Raw genomic sequence first — 20,498 nt, 5'->3', positions numbered from 1 at the left:
AAATCTCGGACGTGAACTCCTGCAGCCGTTTCCGCACCCGCTCCAGTTCGCCCCTGTCCACCCCGGTAGTCAAACAGCTCCGGACAGAACAAACAAGTCAGAAGCGGATGTAACAAAGCACTACTAGGCCGAGGGCCCCGCGCGGTGGTGTTGGGCTGCGCTGCTGGTCACTGTCGGCGAATGGTGATGGCACAGGATTGGATGTCTTTTTCGCGGGGCCGGTTATTGGATGCCAAAAGTTGCTCCTAGGGCAACTTTTGGCATCCGATCTCGGCGCGGGCGCTTTTGTCATCCGATCGTGGGCGTGGGCGTGGGCGTGGGCGTGGGCGTGGGCGTGGGCGTGGGCGTGGCGGCCGGGCCCGCTGGTGGGGGACGCGGAGGTTTCGCCTGGGGGAGGGCAGGCCCGTCGGCAGAGGTTTGCCCGGGGCGGGCAGGCTTGTTGGCAGGGGTCGCCCGGGGATGGGGCGGGGGCATGGGCATGGCAGTGGGCGTGGTGGCCGGGCCTGCTGATGGGGGCCGCGCAGGGGGTCGCCTGGGGGAAGGCCGGACCGCCGGCAGGGGGTTGCCCGGGGGAGGGCAGGCTTATCGGCAGGGGTTCGCTGGGGGAGGGGGCATGCTCTTGGGCAGGCGCTCGCCCGGGTCGGCGTCGCTTGCACGGGGGCGCAGGCAGATAGTCGAGGGCGCGCGACCGGTCCGGCCATGGGGCAGGGGAGCCCGACGTCGGCGAGAGTCAGCCGCTGCTGCAGGTGCGCGACCTAAGGGTGGGGCACTGAGGATGTGCCGGCCGGGTGGGGGCGCTGACGCGGGCTTGTGCCGGGTGGGGGCTGAGTCCGGTCGTCAAGAAGGGGCGCTCAGCGGTGCTCGGTGAACGGGGTGTTCGGCCGGGCGGGCTCGGCCCCTCGCCCTACGGGGGTGCCGGCCCGGCCAGCTGCGTTCAGTTGTAGCGGTGGCTCTTCTGCGGGTGGCCCTTCGGGCGGGTGCAGGTGCGGCCGTTCATGCTCCTGTGGCCGCAGAGCTCTTCCGGCTCGTCTGCTTCCTCGGCCGCCGCGACCTCTGCAGCGCCGGCAGTATCCCCGGCAGTGCCCGCACCCTGAGCCCGGGCCCGAAGGTCGATGACTTCAGCCACGTTTGAGGCCTCGCCCGCACTGCTCGCCTGATCGGCCTCGGCCGGACCAGCCGCGGGGGATGCGACCTCGGTCTCGGCCGCCTCGCTCGCCGCTGCTTCGCCGGGCGTCGCGTTACCGCCGACACCCTGCCCGGTATCGGCTCCAGAGTCAGACGCACCCACTGCGCCCAGATCTGCCACCGTGCCTGCGTCAGCCGCAGCGCCGCCACCGGCCGCCGTACCCGTGTCAGCCGCAGCCGCCCCGCCGGCCGCAGCGCCTGCGTCAACCGCCGCGCCCCCACCGACCGCCGTGCCTGCGTCAACCGCAGCCGCCGTACCCGCGTCAGCCCCCGCACCACCCGCGGCCTGGCCCGCCTTGGCCCCGCGACGCCCCGCCGTCTTCTTGGCGGCCGCCTTCTTGCGCGGCTTCGCCCCGGTGCCGGCCTCACCCACCAGTTCGATCTGCTCGACGGTCACGCTGGGCGCGGACTCTCCCACTGTCGCCGAGCGGGCCGCGCGCGCGGGCTGCGCCTTGGTCTCGGCCTTCTTCTGCGCGGCGTACCGCGCGAACCGGGCCTCGCGCAGGGCCCGTACGGCGTCCGCTTTGCTCATCGTTCCATCACACGACAGAGCCTATGGGTTGCCACCGACAAACTTGCCTCTCCCACCCCGACCAGGCGATTCTCCACCCCCGGGCGCCCCGCTAGGCTCTGGTTCAGCGTTCAACCAGTGTGCGAGAGGACGACGATGGAACTGGGCATCACCACCTTCGCGGACACCTACCCGGTGGGCGGTGTGCCGACTCCGCACGGCCTGCGGCTGCGTCAGGTGCTGGAGGAGATCGAGCTCGCCGAACAGGTGGGGCTGGACGTCTACGGCATCGGCGAGCACCACCGGGCCGACTTCGCCGCCTCCGCGCCGGCCGTGATCCTCGCCGCGGCCGCCGGGCGTACCCAGAAGATCAAGCTGACCAGTGCGGTCACCGTGCTCTCGAGTGCCGATCCGGTGCGGGTCTGGCAGGAGTTCACCACGTTCGACCTGATCTCCGGGGGCCGCGCCGAGCTGATGGCGGGCCGGGGCTCGTTCATCGAGTCGTTCCCGTTGTTCGGCTACGACCTGAGCGACTACGACGACCTGTTCGCCGAGAAGCTCGACCTCCTGGTCGAGCTCACCCAGGAAGAAAAGATCACCTGGCAGGGGCAGTTCCGGCCGGAGCTGAACGAGCAGGGCGTCTACCCCCGTCCGGAACGCAAACTCCCGGTCTGGATCGCCGTAGGGGGCACTCCGCAGTCCATCGTGCGGGCCGCGTCCTACGGGCTGCCGGTCGCACTGGCCATCATCGGCGGCCAGCCCGCGCAGTTCGTCCCTCTGGCCCAACTGCACCGGCGGGCGCTGAAGGAGTCGGGGTTCGAGGCGAAGGACGCGCCGCTCGCCGTGCACATGCATGGGTATGTCGCGCCGGAGGCGGAGCAGGCGGTGACGGAGTACTACCCGTCTTACGCCCAGGCGATGACGCAGCTGGGTCGCGAGCGCGGCTGGGGTGTGATGACCAAGAACACGTTCAACAATCTGCGGGGGCGCGGCGGATCGCTGGTGCTGGGCAGCCCCGAGCAGGTGGCGCAGAAGATCGTGGAGGTGCAGCGTCTCCTGGGGGTAGAGCGGTTCATGCTGCACATCAGTGTGGGCACCCTGCCGCACGACCAGGTGTTGCGGGCGATCGAGCTGATGGGCACGAAGGTGGCCCCGCTGGTCCAGGCCGAGCTGGGGTAGAACAAAACCCGACTGAAGACGCTGGTGGGCCTCGAGCGCTCGAGGCTCACCAGCGTCCTTAGTTTGGTTTGCCTCTACAGCGCCCGCCTTGCTACCGTGCGCAACATCATGGGCATCTTCTCGGCTACTGCGCAGACCGTCGGGTCGCGCTCCGCCATGCCCACGCATGCCCATCACGGCGTCCATATCTCGCCGGTGGGTGCTGGCTCCCGCTGAACCAGGTCGACCAGACCTGAACGGTTGAGCCCACACCGATCGGCGCCCTCCGCCCCCGGCGGTCCGCCCTCACGAACGCGCCTGTGCGCGGGCGCGGCCGACGCCGCCGGAACATCCGACCGCCTGAGCACATCAAGCATGGAAGGCCGCACGTGGGAACCCGGGAAGACGTTTACCAGCTCCTCGAAGAGAAGATGCTGAAGTACGCCGACTACGCCGAGGTCCCGGTGATCGAGGTGGACGAAGTCGTTCTCTTCGAGCCGGTTCCGGCCCAGGGGGTGCTGCGGGTCGAGCACCATCCGGCCGAGCGCAGCGAGCTCACCGGCGACACGATCTACGTGCGCCGGCCGGTCGTGGACATGCTCTACGCCGCTGGTCAGGAACTGAAGAACCTCGACCGCTCGCTGACTCTCAAGGTGGTGTACGGCTTCCGCCCCCTGGAGGACCAGACCCGCCTCTTCGAGGCCGCGAAAGACGTTCTGCGCGAGCAGTACCCGAACGAGGACGAGCTCGTCGAGGCGGCTCATCGGAACGTCGCGGTGCCCTCGGTAGCGGGCTACCCGACCGGCGGCGCGGTGGCCGTGGAGATCCTGCGCGACGAGCAGCCGGTCGACCTGGGCACCCCGGTGATGGAGGCGAACCGGGACGCGTTCACGTTCTCGCCGTTCGTCTCCCGCGAGGCCTGGGAGAACCGGCAGCTGCTGCGCCGCGCCATGATGGCGGCCGGCTTCGCGCCCTTCGACGGCGAGTGGTGGCACTTCTCGTACGGCGACAAGGAATGGGCGCGTTACTACCGCCAGCCGGGTGCGCTCTACGACCAGGTGGCTTTCGCGGACGCGCAGAAGGTGGATCCCGATGCCGACCTGGCCCTCTGACGAAAGCGCCTGTGGGCGCCCGTTTAACACCTTGGCCAACAACCTGCTACTGTTCTCGGCGAGCCGGGATAGCTCAGTGGTAGAGCACCTGATTGTGGATCAGGAGGCGGGGGTTCGATACCCCCTCCCGGTACAGGTAGATCGTTCTTCGGTCTCCTCGTGCGCCGGGCGTCCGTTCCAGCGCACGAGGAAGGCAATCCAGCGATGACCGGCCTGGTCCCCCCGCAGAACCTCCGCGGTTTCCGAGACCTGCTCCCCGAAGAGATGCTGCTGCGCGGCGAGGTCGTCGCCCGCATCACCCGGGTCTACGAGTCCTTCGGGTTCGTCCCGCTCGACACCCCGGTGCTGGAGTCGCTGCCCACCCTGCTCGGCAGTGGTGGCGAAGAGGCCGACAAGCAGATCTTCGTGGTCCGCGAGGCCGCCAAACCGGCTGCCGCAGAAGGCGAAGCGACCGAGTTCGGGATGCGCTTCGACCTCACCGTGCCGTTCGCCCGGATCATCGCGCAGTACCACCCGCAGCAGATCAAGCTGCCGTTCCGGCGCTACCACATCGGCCCGGTCTTCCGCGCCGACGACCCCCAGCCCGAGCAGGGCCGGTTCCGTCAGTTCACCCAGTTCGACGCGGACATCGCCGGCACCTCCACGGTCGCCGCCGACGCCGAGATCGTGGCCCTGGCCACGGCCGCCTTCGAGGCCCTGGAACTCACCGCGGGCACCGGTTACGTCATCCGGGTGAACAACCGCAAGCTGGTCGACGCCTTCCTGAACAGCATCGGCCTGGAGGACCCGGAGGTCACCCGGCACGTGCTCCGGGTGCTCGACAAGTCCGACAAGATCACCGCCGAGGCGCTGCGGGCCGAGCTGGGCGAGGGCCGCTACGACGTCTCCGGCGACCGGATCCGCGGCGTCGGGCTGGCCCCGGAGCTGATCGACCGGCTGCTCGCCTTCGTCGCGGTGCAGCAGGACACCCGGGCCAAGACCCTCGACGAGCTGGCCTCCCTGCTGCCGGACGACGAGCCGGGGGTGGCCGAGGTCCGCGAGTTCCTGGCCCATCTGGAGGCGCTCGGCGTCAGCGAGGCCAGTGTGAAACTCGACCCGGGCCTGGCCCGCGGTCTGGCGTACTACACCGGCACGGTCTACGAGGCCACCCTGGTCGGGGCCGGAGTCGGCTCGATCGGTGGCGGCGGCCGCTACGACGGGCTGGTCAGCCGGTTCAGCGACGACCCGGTGGCCGCCGTGGGCGTCTCGATCGGCATCGACCGGCTGCTGGCCGGCCTGGCCAACCTGGGCGTCTCCTACGGCACCCGGAAGACCACGGCCGACGCCGTGGTGCTGGTGATGCCCAAGGTCGACCCGGCCGAGGCCACCCGGATCGCCGCCGAGCTGCGGGCCGCCGGCATCGCCACCGAGCTGTACGTGGGCGAGTCGGTGGGCAAGGTGGGCAAGCAGCTGGCCTACGCCAACGCCCAGGGCTTCGCCGTGGCCGTGATGGCCGGCGGCAAGGAGATCGAGGCGGGCACCGTCACGATCAAGGATCTGCAGGCCGGCAGCGAGTCGCGGGCGCAGATCGCGGACAACAGCGAGTACCGCGCGGCCAAGTCGGCCGGTCAGCTCACTGTGGCCCGCAGTGAGCTCGTGAGCACGGTCCAGCAGATCGTCAGCCCGACGCAGGAGAACGACGCATGAGCCAGAAGCAGATCACCCTCGGCATCCCCAAGGGCAGCCTGCAGCAGTCCACCCTGGGCATCTTCGAGCGGGTCGGGCTGCAGTTCACCGGCGGCTCGCGCACGCTCTGGCTGAGCTCGAACGACCCGGAGATCGTGCCGGTGCTGCTCAAGCCGCAGGAGATCCCGATCTACGTGAAGTCCGGCCGGCTCGACGCCGGGCTGTCCGGGCGGGACTGGATCGTCGAGACCGAGGTGCTCGAGCACATCGCGGTCAAGGCCGAACTGCCCTTCTCCCGGCAGACCTCCCGGCCGATCCGCTGGGTGCTCGCGGTGCCCCAGTCCTCGCCGATCAAGACCGTCGAGGACCTGCGGGCCGAGTGTGACCGGCGCCGCCTGGCCGGCGACCCGTTCGTCATCTCCACCGAGCTCACCCGGATCTCGCGGATGTGGCTGGCCCGGCAGGGCGTGGACGCGCACGTCGAGTTCTCCTGGGGCGCCACCGAGGCCAAGGCGGAGTACTTCGCCGACGCCATCATCGAGGGCACCGAGACCGGGAACTCGCTGCGGGCCAACCACCTTCGTGAGGTGGCCGAGGTGTTCAGCTCGACCAACCAGTTCTTCGTCAGCCGCCGGATCTACCGCGACGACGAGTGGAAGCGCGGCAAGCTCGACGCGATCTCGCACCTGATCCGGGGTGCGCTGCGGGCCAACGACGTGGTCGAACTGCGGGTGGTGGCCGACAAGCCGCTGCCGCTGGAAGAGATCCTCGGCCCGGAGGCCCGGGTCGTCGCCGCCTCGGAAGCCACTCCGGGGCAGGGGTTCACGGCCACCGCCACGCTGCCGCGGGCGCAGGTGCCCTACGCCATGCCCGCGGTGATCGCGGCCGGTGCCACCGATGCCTGGGTCTCGCCGATGTCGATCTACTACAGCCACGAGTTCGACGCCACGTCCAAGGCCGCGGCCGAGGCGCGCAACGCCAGCGCCAGCCTGCCGCTGGGGCCGATGGCCCCTTCGGCGACCACCGCCTGAGCCGGACCGAAAGGGAATTGGGGACGAGCGTCGTCCTCAATTCCCTTTCGGCTCACCGATGTGTCAGAGCCGGGGATCGATCGGCTCGGACTCCAGCGCCAGCACTGCGAACACGGCCTCGTGGACCTGCCAGAGCGGGGCCCCGGCCGTCACTCGCTCCAGAGCCTCCAGCCCGAGCGCGTACTCGCGCAGGGCGGCTGAGCGCTTACGGCCCACCGAGCGGGACTTGAGCCGGTTCAGGTTCTCTTCCAGCAGGTAGTCGGGGCCGTAGATGATCCGGAGGTATTCCGGGCCACGGACCTTCAGGCCGGGCTGCACCAGACCGCGCTTGGTGCGGGTGAAGTTGGCCAGGGGCTTGACCACCATGCCCTCGCCGCCGGCCCCGGTCAGCTCTTCCCACCAGGCCACGGCCGACGAAACGCCTTCTTCGGTGGCCGGATCCACCACCAGCCGCCGGGTGGTCACGAACAGCGGGTCGGCCTCGACCAGCCGGTCGGCCAGGGCCAGGTGCCAGGTGTGGTCCCGGTCGGCGAAGGTGCGCCGGCCGGCCGCCAGTACCTGGAACGGGGCGATCTTCACGCCCTCCAGCCCCTCGGTCGGCCAGACGTAGCGCCGGTAGGCCGCGCCGAACGCCGAGGCAGCCTCGAGTCGGGCAGCCGTGTGGTCGCGGAGCCCGGCCAGTTCGGGCAGTTCCGGCAGTCGGTCCGCGGCGGCGGTGAGGGCCTCCAGGGCCGGCGGCAGGGCGGAAGTGGCAGCGGCTCCGACCGCGGCGTACTGCTGGCGGATCAGCTCACCGGCCTTCAGCGACCAGGGCATGATCTCGGCGTCCAGCAGCACCCAGCCGGCCTCCAGTTCTTCCCAGACCTTGGCCTTCTCCAGGGCCGCCCGCGCGCGCCCGAGCATGGTCTCGGTGTCGGCCTCGGAGAAGAACGAGCGTCCGGTGCGGGTGTGGATCGCCCCGGTCCGGCCTTCGGGGAAACCGAAACGTACTGAGGCCACGGTGGCGTCGCGGCAGACCAGGATCACCGCACGCGAGCCCATGTGCTTCTCTTCGCAGATCACCTCGCCCACCCCGTCCTTGGCGTAGGCGGCCAGGGCCTCGGCCGGGTGCTCGAGCAGGTTCGGCAGCGCGCTGGTCGGGCTGGGGGCCATGGTCGGCGGCAGATGGAGCAGCCAGCGCGGGTCGAGGGCGAAACGGCTCATCACCTCGAGCGCCCCGGCGGCGGCCTCGGCGCTCACCGTGATCCGGCCGTGGTGCTTGGTCTGGATCGAGCGCTTGCCCGAGACGTCGCCCAGCGTCAGCACGTCCGGATCCCGCTGCGCGGCCTTCTTGGCCTTGGGCGCGTTGAGCGGCTTCGCCGGCTCGTACCAGACCTTTTCGGCCGGGACGCTGACGACCTCCTTCTCCGGATAGCGCATCGCCGTCAGGCGGCCTCCGAACACGCAGCCGGTGTCCAGGCACATCGTGTTGTTGACCCACTCCGGCGTGAGCGTGGGCGTGTGCCCGTAGAGCACCATCGCCTTGCCCCGGTAGTCGTTCGCCCAGGGGTAGCGCACCGGCAGCCCGAACTCGTCGGTCTCGCCGCTGGTGTCACCGTACAGCGCGAAACTGCGCACCCGACCCGAAGCCCGGCCGTGGTAAGACTCTTTCAGCCCGGCGTGGGCCACCACCAGCCGGCCGCCGTCGAGAACGAAGTGCGCGATCAGGTTCTCGCAGAAGGTGGCCACCTGGGCCCGGAACTCCTCCGGCTCGGCGGCGAGCTGGTCCATCGTCTCCTGCAGGCCGTGCGACAGCTTCACGTTCTTGCCGCCGAGCGCCCGCACCAGCTTGTGCTCGTGGTTGCCGCTGACACAGAGCGCGTGCCCGGACTCGACCATGCCCATCACCAGGCGCAGCACCCCGGGAGTGTCCGGGCCGCGGTCGACCAGGTCACCCACGAAGACCGCGGTACGCCCGGCCGGGGGCACCGCGTCGACCGGGCGGCCCTGCGGGTCGAGGACGATGCCGTAGCCGAGTTCGCCCAGCAGGGTCTGCAGTTCGGAGCGGCACCCGTGCACGTCGCCGATCACGTCGAACGGGCCGGTGAGCCCGCGCCGGTCGTTCAGCAACGGCTCCCGCACGATCCGCGAGGCCGCCACCTTCTCCGGCGAGTCGAGCACGTGCACCCGCCGGAAGCCCTCCCGGCGCAGCCCGGCCAGCGACCGGCGCAGCTGGTCGGCCTGCCGGTGGATCACCCGGGCCGGGAAGTCACGGTCGGTGCGGGCGGCGTTGCGTTCCAGGCAGATCTCTTTGTCGATGTCCAGGACGATCGCGACCGGCAGCACGTCGTGGTCGCGGGCCAGCTTGAGCAGGCTCGCGCGGGCGTCCTTCTGCACGTTGGTCGCGTCGACCACGGTCAGCAGCCCGGCCTCCAGGCGCTTGCCGGCGATGTGGTGTAGCACGTCGAACGCGGCCGCGGTGGCGTCCTGGGAGTTCTCGTCGTTGGAGACCAGGCCGCGGCAGAAGTCGCTGGAGAGCACCTCGTAGCGGCCGAACTTCTGGGCGGCGAAGGTGGACTTGCCGGAGCCGGAGACCCCGACGAGCACCACCAGACAGGTCTGCGGGACGGTGAGCTGATGCTCGCTCATCGGGGCACCTCCGTGGCGGCGAGGACGGTGAAGACGGCCATCTGCGTGGGCGGGCCGGAGGTCTCGTCCTCCTGGCCGATGCCCCGGATCTGCACCGAGTAGCCGTAGTCCTGCGCGACCTGCGTGGCCCACTTCTGGAACTGCGCGCGGTCGAACTCGAAACGATGGTCCGGATGCCGCTTCTCGTGCTCGGCCAGACCGTAGTGCGGGTTGTACTCGACGTTCGGGGTGGTGACGAACACGTGCCGGGGGTGCGCGGCACCGAACACGCAGGCCGCCAGGGCCCGCAGCCGGGAGGCGTCGACGTGCTCGATCACCTCCATCAGCACCGCCGCGTCGAACCCGGCCAGCCCGGGATCGGCGTAGACCAGCGACGACTGGCGCAGCTCGACCCGCGCCCGGGCCCGCTCGGGCATCTCGTCCAGCCGCAGCCGCCGGGCGGCCACGGTCAGCGCCCGGTCGGACACGTCGACGCCGAGCACCCGCTGGAAGCGGGAGTCGGCCAGCAGTTCCTTCACCAGCTTGCCCTCACCGCAGCCCAGGTCGGCCACGGTCTGCGCACCGCTGGCGCGGACCGCCTCGAGCACCGCCCGGATCCGCTGCACAGCCAGCGAGACCTGACGCTCGGCGTGCGACTCCGGCTCCTCGACCAGAGCCACGGCGCCGCCCAGGGCCTCCTCGCCGCCCACCGCGACCACCCCGCCGACCGAGACCGTGATGCCCGAGCCCGGTACCTCGTCCTTGAGTTCCACGAGGTCGGCGGGCAGTTCGGTGTCCTCGTCGGACAGCGTCGCGTCGTCCAGACCGGCAAACCGCTCGGACGCCTCGTTCACCAGCCGCCGCTGGTGACGCAGGTACCGCTCGGTGATCAGGGTGCGCTCCGGGTGCGTGGCCAGCCAGCCCTCGCCGGCCCGGACCAGCTTGTCCACCTCGTCGGCACTGACCCAGTAGTGCTTGGCGTCGTCCAGCACCGGCAGCAGCACGTAGAGCTGACTGAGCGCCTCGAACAACCGCATCCGGCCGGTCAGCCGCACGTCCAGGTAGCGCGAGTCGCCCCAGCCCAGCTCCGGATCGAGGGGGACCGGGGTGATGTCGGCCTCCCAGCCCAGGGGGGCGAACAACCGCCGGGCCACCTCGGCACCACCCCGGCAGGGCAGAGCCGGCAGGTGGACCTGCAGGTTCAGCTGCTTGCTGGGCAGGTCCGGGCGGGCGTCGCAACGGGCCGCGATCGCGGTGCGGAACACCTTCCCGAGCGCGACCGCGAGCATCGACGAGACCGCGTAGGGCCGGTCGTTGACGTACTGGGCCAGCGAGAACCCGTCGGCCGGGCGAGGGCCGCGACCCCGGACCAGCGCGATCGGGTCGACCTCCAGCAGCAGGGCCGCGGTGCAGCTGGTGGCGTCGGCGCGGGGGTAGAAGACGTGGGCGTTGCCGACCGGCAGCCCGAACTTCTGCGCCCGGTCGGGATGCTTGTGCAGCAGGTAGCCGAGGTCGGTGGCCGGCGACTCGGCGGCCTCGGACTCGTCGCTGGTCGAGGTGATGGTCAGGAACACAGGGGCAAGTCTGTCAACGGCCGACGGTGGCGCCTACGCAATTTCTCCTCGTTCACGAATTGTCGATGATCTCGCGCAGGACCGTGGCCTGATCCTGTACCGAGGTGACGGCCTGCTGGACCTCCATCGCCTGGCTGGAGGTGATCTGCGCGCTGTCGGCGATCACCGCGATGGTGCCGGCGATGCTGGCGGTGGTGGCGGACTGCTGCTCGATCGCCGCGGCGATGGTCTCCTGCGACTCCCGGATCCGGTCGACCAGCGCGTCGATCCCGGCCGTGGCCTCGGCGCTGCCGTCCGCGGCCATCTGGATGTCCTTGATCTTGTTCTCGATGTCGCTGATGCTCGCCGTGGTGGTCTCGGCCAGCTGCTTCACCTCGTCGGCGACCACCGCGAAGCCCTTGCCCGCCTCCCCGGCGCGGGCCGCCTCGATGGTGGCGTTCAGGGCCAGCATCTTGGTCTGCCCGGCCACCGCCTCGATGATCCGCAGGATGCCGCCGATCTCCGCGCTCATCTGCTGGAGCTGGCGCAGCTGCTGCAGGTTCTGGGCGGTCGCCTCGACCGTGCGCTGCACCTGCTGGCTGGCCTCGGACGAGGCCCGGGCGATCTCCCGCACCGCCGAGTTCATCTGGTCGGTGGCCCCGGCCGCGTTGGTGGCCTGCTGCGAGGTGGTGCTCGCGGCCTCGGCCAGGCCCCGGGAGAGCTCGTCCAGCCGGTGAGCCACTGCCTCGTTCTCGGCGAACGTGACATTCGCGCGGGCGTTGCGGTGCGTCACGTTGTCCCACACCACGATGTAGCCGAGGCGCCGGCCGTCGGCGTCGGTGACCGCGTTGATCATCGTGCGCAGGGTGACCCCGCCGAACGAGAACACCGCGGTGCGGGGCAGGGCCGAGGGGTCGTCGAGGATCCGCTCGATCCGGCCCGGGTCCTGGTGGAAGCGGTGGATCGAGCCGCCCAGCAGGTCGTGCAGGCTCACCCCGAAGCTGCTCTGGATCTTCGGGGCCAGGTCCTGCAGGGTCACCGCGGCCAGGCGGTTCATCCAGATCAGGTTCAGGTCCAGGTCGGCGACGAAACAGTTGGCGTGCAGGCTGTTCAGCGCCGCCAGCAGGGGGTTGGAGTTGTCCCCGAGGGCCGCGCGCAGCGACGTCGCCCCGGCCGTCCGCCCGCCTCGTGCCGTCAGCAGTCCCATTTCCCGAGCCCCCGCTCTGCCTTTTCCGTCGTGACGGTCGGAACTTCGGGAAACCCTTCGCTGCTCTTGAGGAACTTCCCAGAATTGCCGTTCGCCGACAGGTGCGACGAGGCGCCGACGAGGCCTTGCGCGCTCCCGGCATCGAGTGCCTTAATGATGGCACCGAGTGCATTGGCGCACGAGAGGAGCCGGGCCTTGACCAGCACGTTGATTCCCACCCTCGCTTCCCAGGGCGAGACCTCGCAGCTCTATGTCACTGCCACCCACAAGGTGCGCGACCAGTCCGGGAAGCCGCCCTTCGACTGGGTGCCCTACGGGGTCCAGCACGCGTGGGCCGCCGGATCGCGCAAGACGTTGTGCGGTGAGTGGACGTCGGGATGGACGGTCTTCTGGGACCGGCAGTTCTCCGCCGCCCGTTCTCAGGCCTGCCCGGCGTGCGTCGAGGCCAGCCTCCCCGAGGCCTCGCGCCGTCGCCTGGACCCGGCGCTGCGTCGCTCAGCCTGACAACTGCTCCCTGCTACCGCCGGGATCCGACAGGTATGGTCACAGGCATGTCACGGGTTCCGCTCGTCCCCGGGGAGCAGGCCGCCCCGGGCACCCGCTCGGACACCGGCCGTCGGATCGCCGCGGCGGCGTTCGAGCTGTTCGCCGCCCAGGGCTACGACGGCACCACGGTAGACGCGATCGCCGAACGGGCCGGGATCGCCCGGCGCACCTTCTTCCGGTACTTCCGGTCGAAGGACGACGTGATCTTCCCGGACCACGACTCCCTGCTGGCGATGGTGAACCAGCACCTGGTCGCGCAGACCGCGCTCGACCCGATCGAGGCGATCTGCGGGGCGGTGAAACTGGTCCTGCTCAGTTATCTGGACGACCCGGAGGTCTCGGTCCAGCGCTACCAGCTGTCGCGCAGCGTCCCGGCGCTGCGTGACCGCGAGCTGGCCAGCGTGCAGCGCTACGAGCGCACCTTCAGCCGCTACGTGCGCGGCCGGCTCACAGGTCCGCTGCCCGAGGCGAACGCCGTGCTGCGGGCCGACGTGGTGGCCGCCGCGGTGGTCGCCGCGCACAACGCGGTGTTGCGCGAATGGTTGCGCGCCGGAGGCAACTACGACCCCCTGGCCGATCTGGACGCCTCATGCGCGTGGGTGCGGGGGATCTTCGGCGAGAGCCAACCGAAGGACGCCGTTGTGCGCCCTCGCGGTTCGGGTGCGGACGACGTGGTGGTTGCGGTCTTCCGCTCCGGTGAACCGCTGGACGACGTGGTCGCCCGGATCAGCCGCTCACTCGAGAACTAGATCCGGGCGCGCCAGACGTCCTGGTCGCCCAGGAGGTCGGTGATCTCGGGGGAGAGGGTGCCGTTGCTGACGTCGGCGAGGGTGGCCCCCTCGAGCACGATCCGCATCTTGGCCCGCAAGGCCACCCAGACGTCCCGCAGCACCACCGCGGCCCCCGAGTACGCCACGTCCTCCGGGCGTTCGCCGGCGATGTTGGCCAGCGGCCCGTCGATCACCCGGATGACGTCGGCGACCCGGATCTCGGTGGCCGGCCGGGCCAGCCGGTAACCGCCCTCGGCCCCCCGCCGGCTCTGCACCAGCCCGGCGGTGCGCAGCTCGGCCAGGATGTTCAGGAGGAAGGGCAACGGGATGCTCTGCCGCTCGGCCACCGTCTCGGTCTTGATCCACACGCCCTCCGGGGCGGCGGCCAGCTCGAGGGCCGCCCGGACGGCGTAGTCGGTCTTCGCGGAGATGCGCACCCCGCCATTGTGCCGGGCTCACGGCCCTTCCCTTTCCCTGGAGCGGGTCTGCGAACCTGAGGGCATGCTCATGCGTTCGCTCGGCCGGCGGGCCGACCCGGAACTCCTGGTCGTCGGCGTGGTGGTCGGGTGGATCGGGTTCTTCCTGGTGGCCGACGCCGTGCCGCTGTCGGTGCTGTCGGGGCTGGGCGTCGGTGAGCTCGCCCGTCAGCTGGTGCTGGGGGTGGCCACCTGGGCGATGCTGGGCTACCTGCTCAGCCGGGAAAGTGCGCTGGTGCGGGTTCAGACGCTGCTGGTGGTGGTGTTCGCCTCGATCATCGAGTACACGTTCTCGCCGCTGCTGGAGGCCTACGTCTACCGGATCGGCACGGTACCGATGTTCGTGCCGCCCGGCCACGGCATGGTCTACCTGGCCGCCCTGGCCCTGGGACGCAGCCGGGTGGTCCGCGCCCACCCGGCCTTCTTCGTCTGGGCCACCGTGCTGGTCGGCGGGGCCTGGGCGGTGCACGGCCTGTTCCTGGCCGAGCGCCAGGACGTGCTGGGCGCCTTCTGGTACCTGTGCCTGCTCGGCTTCCTGGTCTGGGGCCGGGCCCAGCTGCTCTACGTGGGTGCCTTCGTCGTGGTCACCTACCTCGAGCTGCTGGGCACCGAGCTCAACACCTGGGTCTGGCAGGAGACCGATCCGGTGCTGGGGGTGATCAGCCAGGGAAATCCGCCCTCGGGGGCGGCCGGGGGCTACGGCTGGTTCGACCTCTACGCCACCCTGCTTGCTCCGAAGGTGCTTCAAGGGTGGGTCGGGTGGGTCTGCTGGGTCAGGATGCCCATCGTGTCGGCGTGGAGAAGGCCGTTGGTGGCCACCGCCGAGCCGCCGAACGGCCCCTCCTTGCCCTCCAGCGAGGTGAACACCCCACCCGCCTCGACCACGATCGGCACCAGCGCGGCCATGTCGTACAACTCCAGCTCGGGCTCGCAGGCGATGTCCACCGCGCCCTCGGCCAGCAACATGTACGACCAGAAGTCGCCGTAGGCCCGGGTGCGCCAGGTGGTGTTCATCAGCTCACGGAAGTTGGCGCCCAGCCCGCGCTCCTCCCAGCCGCCCAGCGAGGCGTAGGAGAGCGAGGCGTCCTCCAGGTCGGCCACCCGCGAGACCTGGATCCGCCGGGCCTTGGCCAGGCTGCGGCCGGTCCAGGCGCCGGTGCCCTGAGCGGCCCACCAGCGCCGGGCCAGGGCCGGGGCGGAGACCACGCCGACCACCGGGACCCCGTTGTCCACCAGCGCGATCAGGGTGGCCCAGACCGGCACGCCGCGGACGAAGTTCTTGGTGCCGTCGATCGGGTCGACGATCCACTGCCGGGGCCCGCTGCCGGTGGTGCCGAACTCCTCACCGAGGACGGAGTCACGCGGGCGGGTGCGCCGGAGCTGGTTGCGGATCAGCTCCTCGGCGGCCCGGTCGGCGTCACTGACCGGGGTGAGGTCCGGCTTCGTCTCCACCCGGAGGTCGGCCGCCAGGAAGCGGTCGTGCGTCACCGCGTCCACCTGGTCGGCGATCACGTGCGCGAGGCGGAGGTCGTCGTCGTAGGCCACAGCCCGCGACGGTACAGGCCGCCGGTCACGCGCAGGTCACGTGCCCGTCCGGGTGATCCTGCCGGGGCTGGTGAGGCTGTGTGAATGCAGTGTCCACCTGCGGAAAGAGCAGCGGTTGAGCCGTCGCCAGACATTGGTTGAGGGTTTAAGCTTCGCCGCATGTTCGATCTCTTCAACGGTATGCCGGTGCACGCGCTCGTCGTCCACGCCGTCGTCGTCCTGCTGCCGCTGATGGCGGTGGTCACGGTGGCGTTCGTGATCCGGCCCCGCTGGCGCCGCGAACTGCCCTGGGCCGTGGTCGGCAACCTGCTGGCGGCCGCGGCCACCTACGCCGCGATGGCCTCCGGCGAGAAGCTGCAGACCCGGCTCAGCAACCCGGACTTCGAGCCGGTGGCCAAGGACCACGGGGACATCGCCTCGCTGCTGATCTACTTCGCGGTGGCCCAGTTCGTGGTCTCGCTGATCGCCTGGCTGCTGCTGCGGACCCGGGACGACGCGCCCCGCACCTCCCGGCCCAAGCTGGTCACCGCGGTCGTGCTCACCCTGGCGGTCGGGGTCGCGGCGTCGGCCTGGACGTTCCGGGTGGGCGACAGCGGGGCCGAGGCCGTGTGGAAGGACAAGATCGCCTCCACCGAGCAGTAGGTGCCCGTTCGGGCCGACCTGCCCGGCGGCCTCAACCGCGCGCCGTGTTGATCTTGTCTTCCCGGGCGGGCGGGCTTTGTCCGGGGGCTGAGGCTTAGGCCGGGGGCTGAGGGCTTAGGCCCCGGCGGCTGAGGGCTTAGGTCCCGGGGGCTTGAGGCCGGCTCAGTAGTCCGGCGCCCCGGCCCGAGCCCGCAGCAGCCGCCGCAGCGACTCCAGCCGGGCCGGCCCGGACGATCCGGCGTGCCCCTCGTTCACCCAGGCGTCCAGCCCGCAGTCCGGCTCGTCGTGCGAGCACCCGCGCGGGCACTCCTCGGCCCCCGGCACCAGCTCGGGGAAGGCGTTCAGGATCCGGGACATGTCCACGTGGCCCAGGCCGAACGAGCGCACGCCCGGGGTGTCCACCACCCAGCCGCCGTCCGGCAGCCGCAGCGCGACCGCCGACGTGGAGGTGTGCCGCCCGCGCCCGGTCACGTCGTTGACCCGGCCGATCGCCCGGCCGGCCCCCGGCACCAGGGCGTTGAACAGGGTCGACTTGCCCACCCCGGAGTGGCCCACCAGCACCGTGACCCGGCCGGTGAGCTGCTTGCGCACCGCCTCCAGGCCGTCGATGCCCTCGTCGGCCCGCCGGGTCACCAGCCAGGGCACCTCCAGCGCGGCGTAGCCGGCGGTGAACTCGGCCGGGTCGGCCAGGTCGGCCTTGGTCAGCACCAGCAGCGGGTCGAGCCCGGCGTCGTAGGCGGCGACCAGGCAACGGTCGACCATCCGGGCCCGGGGCACCGGGTCGGCCAGCGCGGTGACCACGGCGAGCTGGTCGGCGTTGGCCACGATCACCCGCTCCACCGTGTCGGTGTCGTCCGCGCTGCGGCGCAGCACCGAGGTGCGCGGCTCGACCCGGACGATCCGGGCCAGCGAGCCCTCCGCCCCGGAGACGTCGCCGACCAGGGCCACCCGGTCGCCGACCACCACCCCGGCGCGGCCCAGCTCGCGGGCCTTCATCGCGGTGATCACCAGGTCCTCGTCCCCGCCGGTCTCGAAACCGCCCAGCAGACAGCCGTAGCGGCCGCGGTCGACGGTCACCACCTGGGCCGGCACCGCATCGGTGTGGCTGGGCCGGTCCTTGGTACGGGGGCGGTTGCCCTTGGGGTTGGGCCGGAACCGGATCCGGGACTCCTCGTCCTGCTGCCCGCGGCTACGGCGGCTCACTGGCGGACCACCGCCCTCACCGTCGTTCGGGACCGTCCGATGCGCTCAGCATCCGTTCCCACAAGGCGGTGAACTCCGGCAGGGTCTTGGCGGTGGTGCCGATGTTCTCCACCGACACCCCGGGCACCCGCAGGCCGACCACGGCGCCGGCGGTGGCCATCCGGTGGTCGGCGTAGCTGTGGAACACCCCGCCGCGCAGCTTGGCCGGCTTGATGATCAGCCCGTCCTCGGTCTCGGTGACGTCGCCGCCGAGCCGGTTCAGCTCGGTGGCCAGGGCCGCCAGCCGGTCGGTCTCGTGGCCCCTCAGGTGGGCGATCCCGCGCAGGTGCGAGGGGGTCTCGGCGAGCGCGGCCAGGGCCGCGACGGTGGGCGTGAGCTCACCGGCGGCGCGCAGGTCGGCGTCCAGGCCGTAGAGCTCGCCGTTGCCGCGCACGGTCAGGCCGTCGCGGTCGAGGCTGACGTCGGCGCCCATCTGGTCGAGCAGGTCGCGCAGGTGGTCGCCGGCCTGGGTGGTGTACTGCGGCCAGCCCGGCACGGTCACCGAGCCGCCGGCCACCACGGCCGCGGCCAGGAACGGCGCGGCGTTGGACAGGTCGGGCTCGACCATCACGTCGAGCCCGCCGACCCGGCCGGGCTCGACCCGCCAGACGTCGGGCTCGGAGTCGTCGATCACCACGCCGACGTCGCGCAGCGCCTCGACGGTCATCGTCACGTGCGGCTCGCTGGGCACCTGGCCGCCGACGTGCCGCAGCGTCAGGCCCTCCTCGAACCGGGCGCCGGCCAGCAGCAGGGCCGAGACGAACTGCGAGGAGGCCGAGGCGTCGATCTCCAGGGTGCCGCCGCGCACCGAACCGGAACCGCGCACGGTGAAGGGCAGCCGGCCGCCGCCGTTGTCGTCGACCTCCACCCCCAGACCGCGCAGGGCCTCGATGATCGGGCCCATCGGCCGGACCCGGGCGTGCGGGTCGCCGTCGAAGGCGATGTCACCGTCGGCCAGGGCGGCGATCGGCGGTACGAACCGCATGACCGTGCCGGCCAGGCCGACGTCGATCGTGGCCGGGCCGCGCAGCCGGCCGGGGGTGATCATCCAGTCGGCGCCGAACGCCCCGGTCGCCCCCGCGTCCTGCACGTCGGTGCCGAGCCGGCGCACCGCCTCGGCCATCAGCAGGGTGTCGCGCGAGCGCAGCGGGGCGCGCAGCCGGGAGGGCTCCTCGGCCAGCGCCGCGAGCACCAGATAGCGGTTGGTGAGGGACTTGGAACCGGGCAGGGACACCGTCGCCGAGACCGGGCCCGTCACCGTCGGGGCCGGCCAGAGTGCTGTCGCCTCGTCGCTCACCGGGTTACTCATCGCTTCGCTCGCGCCACTTCCGTCATCGCCTGCCTGGTCCACAAGGGGTGTCGAGCGACGAGAGTATCTGTCCCCCCGCGTGGGAGGCAGCCCCAATCCGCACCGGCGGCCGGACCCGCCGCGGGGGCAGGGTCCGGCCGGGCCGGAACGACTCAGACCGGAAGCGCGTGACCAGCCTTGTAGGCGGCCTTCTGAGCCCGGGCGGCCTGCTTGCCGGCCACCTTGCCGGCCTTGCGCTGGGCGCGGCGGCTGGTGCGGCCCGCCTCCCGCGCGGCCTCCCGGGCGGCCAGCTGCGCGTCTTTCTGGAACTGGCGGGCCGACTTCTTGGCGGACTTGGCCGCCTTGCGCCCCGACTGCCGGGCCGACGCCACCGACTCGGTGGCCTCCTCGCGGGCGTCGTGGATGGCCACGGCGGCGGCCTTGCGGGCCTTGCGGCCGCGGTAGGCCACGCTCGGCTTGCCCTCGGTGTCGACCGTGGCCAGCAGGGCGCCGCCGATCAGGCCCAGAGTCTTCACGAAGGTGGACTGCTTGTCGCGGCGCAGCTGCGGGTCCTTCTCCTTCCAGAACGGCTCCACCGGCTGCACCACCGGTGCGGTGGCCACGATGGCCAGGGCCGACAGGCGCGGCAGCCGCCCGGCGGCCAGCAGCGAACCGGCCACCGCGGTGACGACCCCGGCGGCCCGCACCACCATCACCGGGTCCTCGGGCAGGCGGAGCGGACCGGAGACCTGCTTGAGCACGGGACGGGCGGCCTCGGCGGGCGGGCCGGGATGGCGGGCCACCTCGACCCCGGACTGGATCAGCGGGGCCGCAAGCAGCGGGCGGGCGACACGGCGGACGATGGTCATGGTCCTTTGCTACTCCTGATCGACTTCCGGCGCGAACGGACAGGCCGGAAATCCGGGGAAATCGGCCGCGGTTCACAGCCCGCCGTAGGCTGAGCGGCATGTGCGGACGTTACGCATCCAGTCGCAGCCGCGAGGAACTCGTCGTGGAGTTCGAGATCGAGCAGGACCAGCTCGACGATCCCCGGGCCGGCGAGCCGCACTACAACGTGGCGCCGACCGACACGGTGCCGGTGGTGCTGGAGCGGATGGCGGTCCCGCCGAAGGAGCCGGACGAGCAGTCCCCGATGCCCGAGCACCTGCCCGACGACGTCCCCGAGAACGAGACCCCGGCCCGTTCGGTGCAGGACGAGGCCGACGCCCTGATCACCGCCGCGCTGATGCACCACGAGCCGGGCGCCTCGATCGACCCGGAGGAGAGCGAGGCCCGGCCGGTGCGGCAGTTGCGTCCGCTGCGCTGGGGGCTGGTGCCGTCGTGGAGCAAGAACGCCTCCGGCGGGGCCCGGATGATCAACGCGCGGCTGGAGACGCTGCTGGAGAAGGGCGCCTTCAAGAAGGCCGCACTGAGCCGCCGCTGCCTGGTCCCGGCCGACGGCTGGTACGAGTGGCAGGTCAGCCCGACCGCCCAGGACGCCAAGGGCAAGCCGCGCAAGCAGCCGTTCTTCATGAGCCTGGCCGAGGGCGGGGGGCTGGCGCTGGCCGGGATCTACGAGTTCTGGCGCGACGGCGACCTGCACCCCGACGACCCGGCCGCCTGGCTGGTCACCTTCGCCGTGATCACCACCGCGGCCGAGCCCGGGCTGGACACGGTGCACGACCGGATGCCGCTGGTGCTGCCGCCCGAGCGCTGGAAGGACTGGCTCGACCCGGCGGTGAAGGACGCGGCCACCGTGCACGATCTGGCCGCGGGTCTGCCCACCGGGCGGTTCACCGCGCTGCCGATCACCAGCCGGGTGAACTCGGTGCGCAACGAGGGCCCGGAGCTGCTCGAGCCCGCGCCCGCCGACAGCCTGGTCGGGGTGGTCGACCCGGCCACCGGTGAGCTGCTCGGGGGCCCGGGGTCCGAGCAGCTGTTCTGAACCCGATACGAACTG

At 71.4% G+C, this 20,498-nt stretch carries 18 protein-coding genes and 1 tRNA gene; 9 read left to right on the top strand and 10 right to left on the bottom strand.

Annotated elements, in window-relative coordinates; all coding sequences use genetic code 11:
• Window positions 1-934: 934 nt before the first annotated feature.
• Window positions 935-1,717 (bottom strand): hypothetical protein, encoded by a 783-nt coding sequence (locus QSK18_RS24485; protein WP_285623749.1) that lies wholly within the window; start codon window positions 1,715-1,717, stop codon window positions 935-937.
• 135 nt (window positions 1,718-1,852) lie between these two features.
• Here QSK18_RS24485 and QSK18_RS24480 point away from each other — a divergent pair, with 135 nt between their 5' ends.
• The 5 genes from QSK18_RS24480 to hisG all read left to right on the top strand — a co-directional run bounded on the left by QSK18_RS24480 (window position 1,853) and on the right by hisG (window position 6,662).
• Window positions 1,853-2,875 (top strand): LLM class flavin-dependent oxidoreductase, encoded by a 1,023-nt coding sequence (locus QSK18_RS24480; RefSeq protein WP_352396638.1) that lies wholly within the window; start codon window positions 1,853-1,855, stop codon window positions 2,873-2,875.
• 368 nt (window positions 2,876-3,243) lie between these two features.
• Entirely contained in the window at window positions 3,244-3,966 is a 723-nt protein-coding gene (locus QSK18_RS24475; RefSeq protein WP_232814208.1) for a M15 family metallopeptidase, read from the top strand.
• Between the two features lie 62 nt (window positions 3,967-4,028).
• Window positions 4,029-4,099, top strand: a tRNA-His gene (locus QSK18_RS24470).
• A 71-nt stretch (window positions 4,100-4,170) separates the two neighbouring features.
• Window positions 4,171-5,652: a histidine--tRNA ligase gene (gene hisS, locus QSK18_RS24465; RefSeq protein WP_285623742.1), complete on the top strand. Its 1,482-nt coding sequence runs from the start codon at window positions 4,171-4,173 to the stop codon at window positions 5,650-5,652.
• Complete coding sequence (hisG, locus tag QSK18_RS24460; protein ID WP_232814210.1) at window positions 5,649-6,662, top strand: ATP phosphoribosyltransferase; 1,014 nt, start codon at window positions 5,649-5,651, stop codon at window positions 6,660-6,662. The genes hisS and hisG overlap by 4 nt, the downstream gene beginning before the upstream one ends.
• A gap of 63 nt (window positions 6,663-6,725) precedes the next feature.
• Here the strand turns inward: hisG and QSK18_RS24455 are convergent, their stop codons facing one another.
• Genes QSK18_RS24455 through QSK18_RS24440 form a run of 4 tightly spaced genes read right to left on the bottom strand, consistent with a single transcriptional unit; the run spans window position 6,726 to window position 12,235 of the window.
• Entirely contained in the window at window positions 6,726-9,290 is a 2,565-nt protein-coding gene (locus QSK18_RS24455; protein ID WP_232814211.1) for a polynucleotide kinase-phosphatase, read from the bottom strand.
• Window positions 9,287-10,843 carry a 3' terminal RNA ribose 2'-O-methyltransferase Hen1 gene (locus QSK18_RS24450; RefSeq protein ID WP_285623736.1) on the bottom strand — a complete coding sequence of 519 codons (1,557 nt, stop codon included), beginning with the start codon at window positions 10,841-10,843 and terminating at the stop codon, window positions 9,287-9,289. The genes QSK18_RS24455 and QSK18_RS24450 overlap by 4 nt, the downstream gene beginning before the upstream one ends.
• 52 nt (window positions 10,844-10,895) lie before the next feature.
• Window positions 10,896-12,029, bottom strand: coding sequence for a methyl-accepting chemotaxis protein (locus tag QSK18_RS24445; RefSeq protein WP_232814213.1), 1,134 nt, complete (start codon window positions 12,027-12,029; stop codon window positions 10,896-10,898).
• The gene (locus QSK18_RS24440) at window positions 12,017-12,235 is read right to left on the bottom strand and encodes a hypothetical protein (RefSeq protein WP_232814214.1); all 219 of its coding nucleotides are present in this window, start codon (window positions 12,233-12,235) and stop codon (window positions 12,017-12,019) included. Before QSK18_RS24440 ends, QSK18_RS24445 begins: the two co-directional genes overlap by 13 nt.
• On the opposite strand from QSK18_RS24440, the gene QSK18_RS24435 reads away from it, so the two are divergent.
• The gene (locus QSK18_RS24435; RefSeq protein WP_232814215.1) at window positions 12,225-12,533 is read left to right on the top strand and encodes a hypothetical protein; all 309 of its coding nucleotides are present in this window, start codon (window positions 12,225-12,227) and stop codon (window positions 12,531-12,533) included. The two genes, QSK18_RS24440 and QSK18_RS24435, sit on opposite strands and share 11 nt — an antisense overlap.
• Before the next feature lie 47 nt (window positions 12,534-12,580).
• A complete protein-coding gene (locus QSK18_RS24430) occupies window positions 12,581-13,324 on the top strand; it encodes a TetR family transcriptional regulator (RefSeq protein WP_285623731.1) in 744 nt (247 codons plus the stop codon).
• Here QSK18_RS24430 and QSK18_RS24425 read toward each other — a convergent pair.
• Window positions 13,321-13,782 carry an RrF2 family transcriptional regulator gene (locus QSK18_RS24425; protein WP_232814217.1) on the bottom strand — a complete coding sequence of 154 codons (462 nt, stop codon included), beginning with the start codon at window positions 13,780-13,782 and terminating at the stop codon, window positions 13,321-13,323. The two genes, QSK18_RS24430 and QSK18_RS24425, sit on opposite strands and share 4 nt — an antisense overlap.
• 783 nt (window positions 13,783-14,565) lie before the next feature.
• Complete coding sequence (gene hisN, locus QSK18_RS24420; protein ID WP_232814218.1) at window positions 14,566-15,366, bottom strand: histidinol-phosphatase; 801 nt, start codon at window positions 15,364-15,366, stop codon at window positions 14,566-14,568.
• A 159-nt stretch (window positions 15,367-15,525) separates the two neighbouring features.
• Here hisN and QSK18_RS24415 point away from each other — a divergent pair, with 159 nt between their 5' ends.
• A complete protein-coding gene (locus QSK18_RS24415; protein WP_232814219.1) occupies window positions 15,526-16,008 on the top strand; it encodes a DUF2231 domain-containing protein in 483 nt (160 codons plus the stop codon).
• Between the two features lie 162 nt (window positions 16,009-16,170).
• Here the strand turns inward: QSK18_RS24415 and rsgA are convergent, their stop codons facing one another.
• The 3 genes from rsgA to QSK18_RS24400 form a co-directional block, all read right to left on the bottom strand.
• Complete coding sequence (rsgA, locus tag QSK18_RS24410) at window positions 16,171-17,211, bottom strand: ribosome small subunit-dependent GTPase A (RefSeq protein WP_285623724.1); 1,041 nt, start codon at window positions 17,209-17,211, stop codon at window positions 16,171-16,173.
• 16 nt (window positions 17,212-17,227) lie between these two features.
• Entirely contained in the window at window positions 17,228-18,559 is a 1,332-nt protein-coding gene (gene aroA / locus QSK18_RS24405) for a 3-phosphoshikimate 1-carboxyvinyltransferase (protein WP_269811040.1), read from the bottom strand.
• A gap of 152 nt (window positions 18,560-18,711) precedes the next feature.
• Window positions 18,712-19,407: a DoxX family protein gene (locus tag QSK18_RS24400; RefSeq protein WP_232814222.1), complete on the bottom strand. Its 696-nt coding sequence runs from the start codon at window positions 19,405-19,407 to the stop codon at window positions 18,712-18,714.
• Between the two features lie 98 nt (window positions 19,408-19,505).
• Here QSK18_RS24400 and QSK18_RS24395 point away from each other — a divergent pair, with 98 nt between their 5' ends.
• Window positions 19,506-20,483 carry an SOS response-associated peptidase gene (locus QSK18_RS24395; RefSeq protein WP_232814223.1) on the top strand — a complete coding sequence of 326 codons (978 nt, stop codon included), beginning with the start codon at window positions 19,506-19,508 and terminating at the stop codon, window positions 20,481-20,483.
• Window positions 20,484-20,498: the final 15 nt, after the last annotated feature.

The organism is Kineosporia sp. NBRC 101677, assembly GCF_030269265.1.
In the GTDB taxonomy this organism is placed as follows: Bacteria; Actinomycetota; Actinomycetes; order Actinomycetales; family Kineosporiaceae; genus Kineosporia; species Kineosporia rhizophila.
The sequence above is the reverse complement of the archived record's forward strand: the minus strand, read 5'-3'. Positions and strand labels throughout refer to the sequence as shown.

Excerpts from the sequence above, each read along its gene's own strand:
- QSK18_RS24485 (WP_285623749.1), bottom strand. The coding sequence starts at position 1,717 with ATGAGCAAAGCGGACGCCGTACGGGCCCTGCGCGAGGCCCGGTTCGCG.
- QSK18_RS24480 (WP_352396638.1), top strand. The coding sequence starts at position 1,853 with ATGGAACTGGGCATCACCACCTTCGCGGACACCTACCCGGTGGGCGGT.
- hisS (WP_285623742.1), top strand. The coding sequence starts at position 4,171 with ATGACCGGCCTGGTCCCCCCGCAGAACCTCCGCGGTTTCCGAGACCTG.
- hisG (WP_232814210.1), top strand. The coding sequence starts at position 5,649 with ATGAGCCAGAAGCAGATCACCCTCGGCATCCCCAAGGGCAGCCTGCAG.
- QSK18_RS24455 (WP_232814211.1), bottom strand. The coding sequence starts at position 9,290 with ATGAGCGAGCATCAGCTCACCGTCCCGCAGACCTGTCTGGTGGTGCTC.
- QSK18_RS24445 (WP_232814213.1), bottom strand. The coding sequence starts at position 12,029 with ATGGGACTGCTGACGGCACGAGGCGGGCGGACGGCCGGGGCGACGTCG.
- QSK18_RS24430 (WP_285623731.1), top strand. The coding sequence starts at position 12,581 with ATGTCACGGGTTCCGCTCGTCCCCGGGGAGCAGGCCGCCCCGGGCACC.
- QSK18_RS24415 (WP_232814219.1), top strand. The coding sequence starts at position 15,526 with ATGTTCGATCTCTTCAACGGTATGCCGGTGCACGCGCTCGTCGTCCAC.
- aroA (WP_269811040.1), bottom strand. The coding sequence starts at position 18,559 with ATGAGTAACCCGGTGAGCGACGAGGCGACAGCACTCTGGCCGGCCCCG.
- QSK18_RS24400 (WP_232814222.1), bottom strand. The coding sequence starts at position 19,407 with ATGACCATCGTCCGCCGTGTCGCCCGCCCGCTGCTTGCGGCCCCGCTG.
- QSK18_RS24395 (WP_232814223.1), top strand. The coding sequence starts at position 19,506 with ATGTGCGGACGTTACGCATCCAGTCGCAGCCGCGAGGAACTCGTCGTG.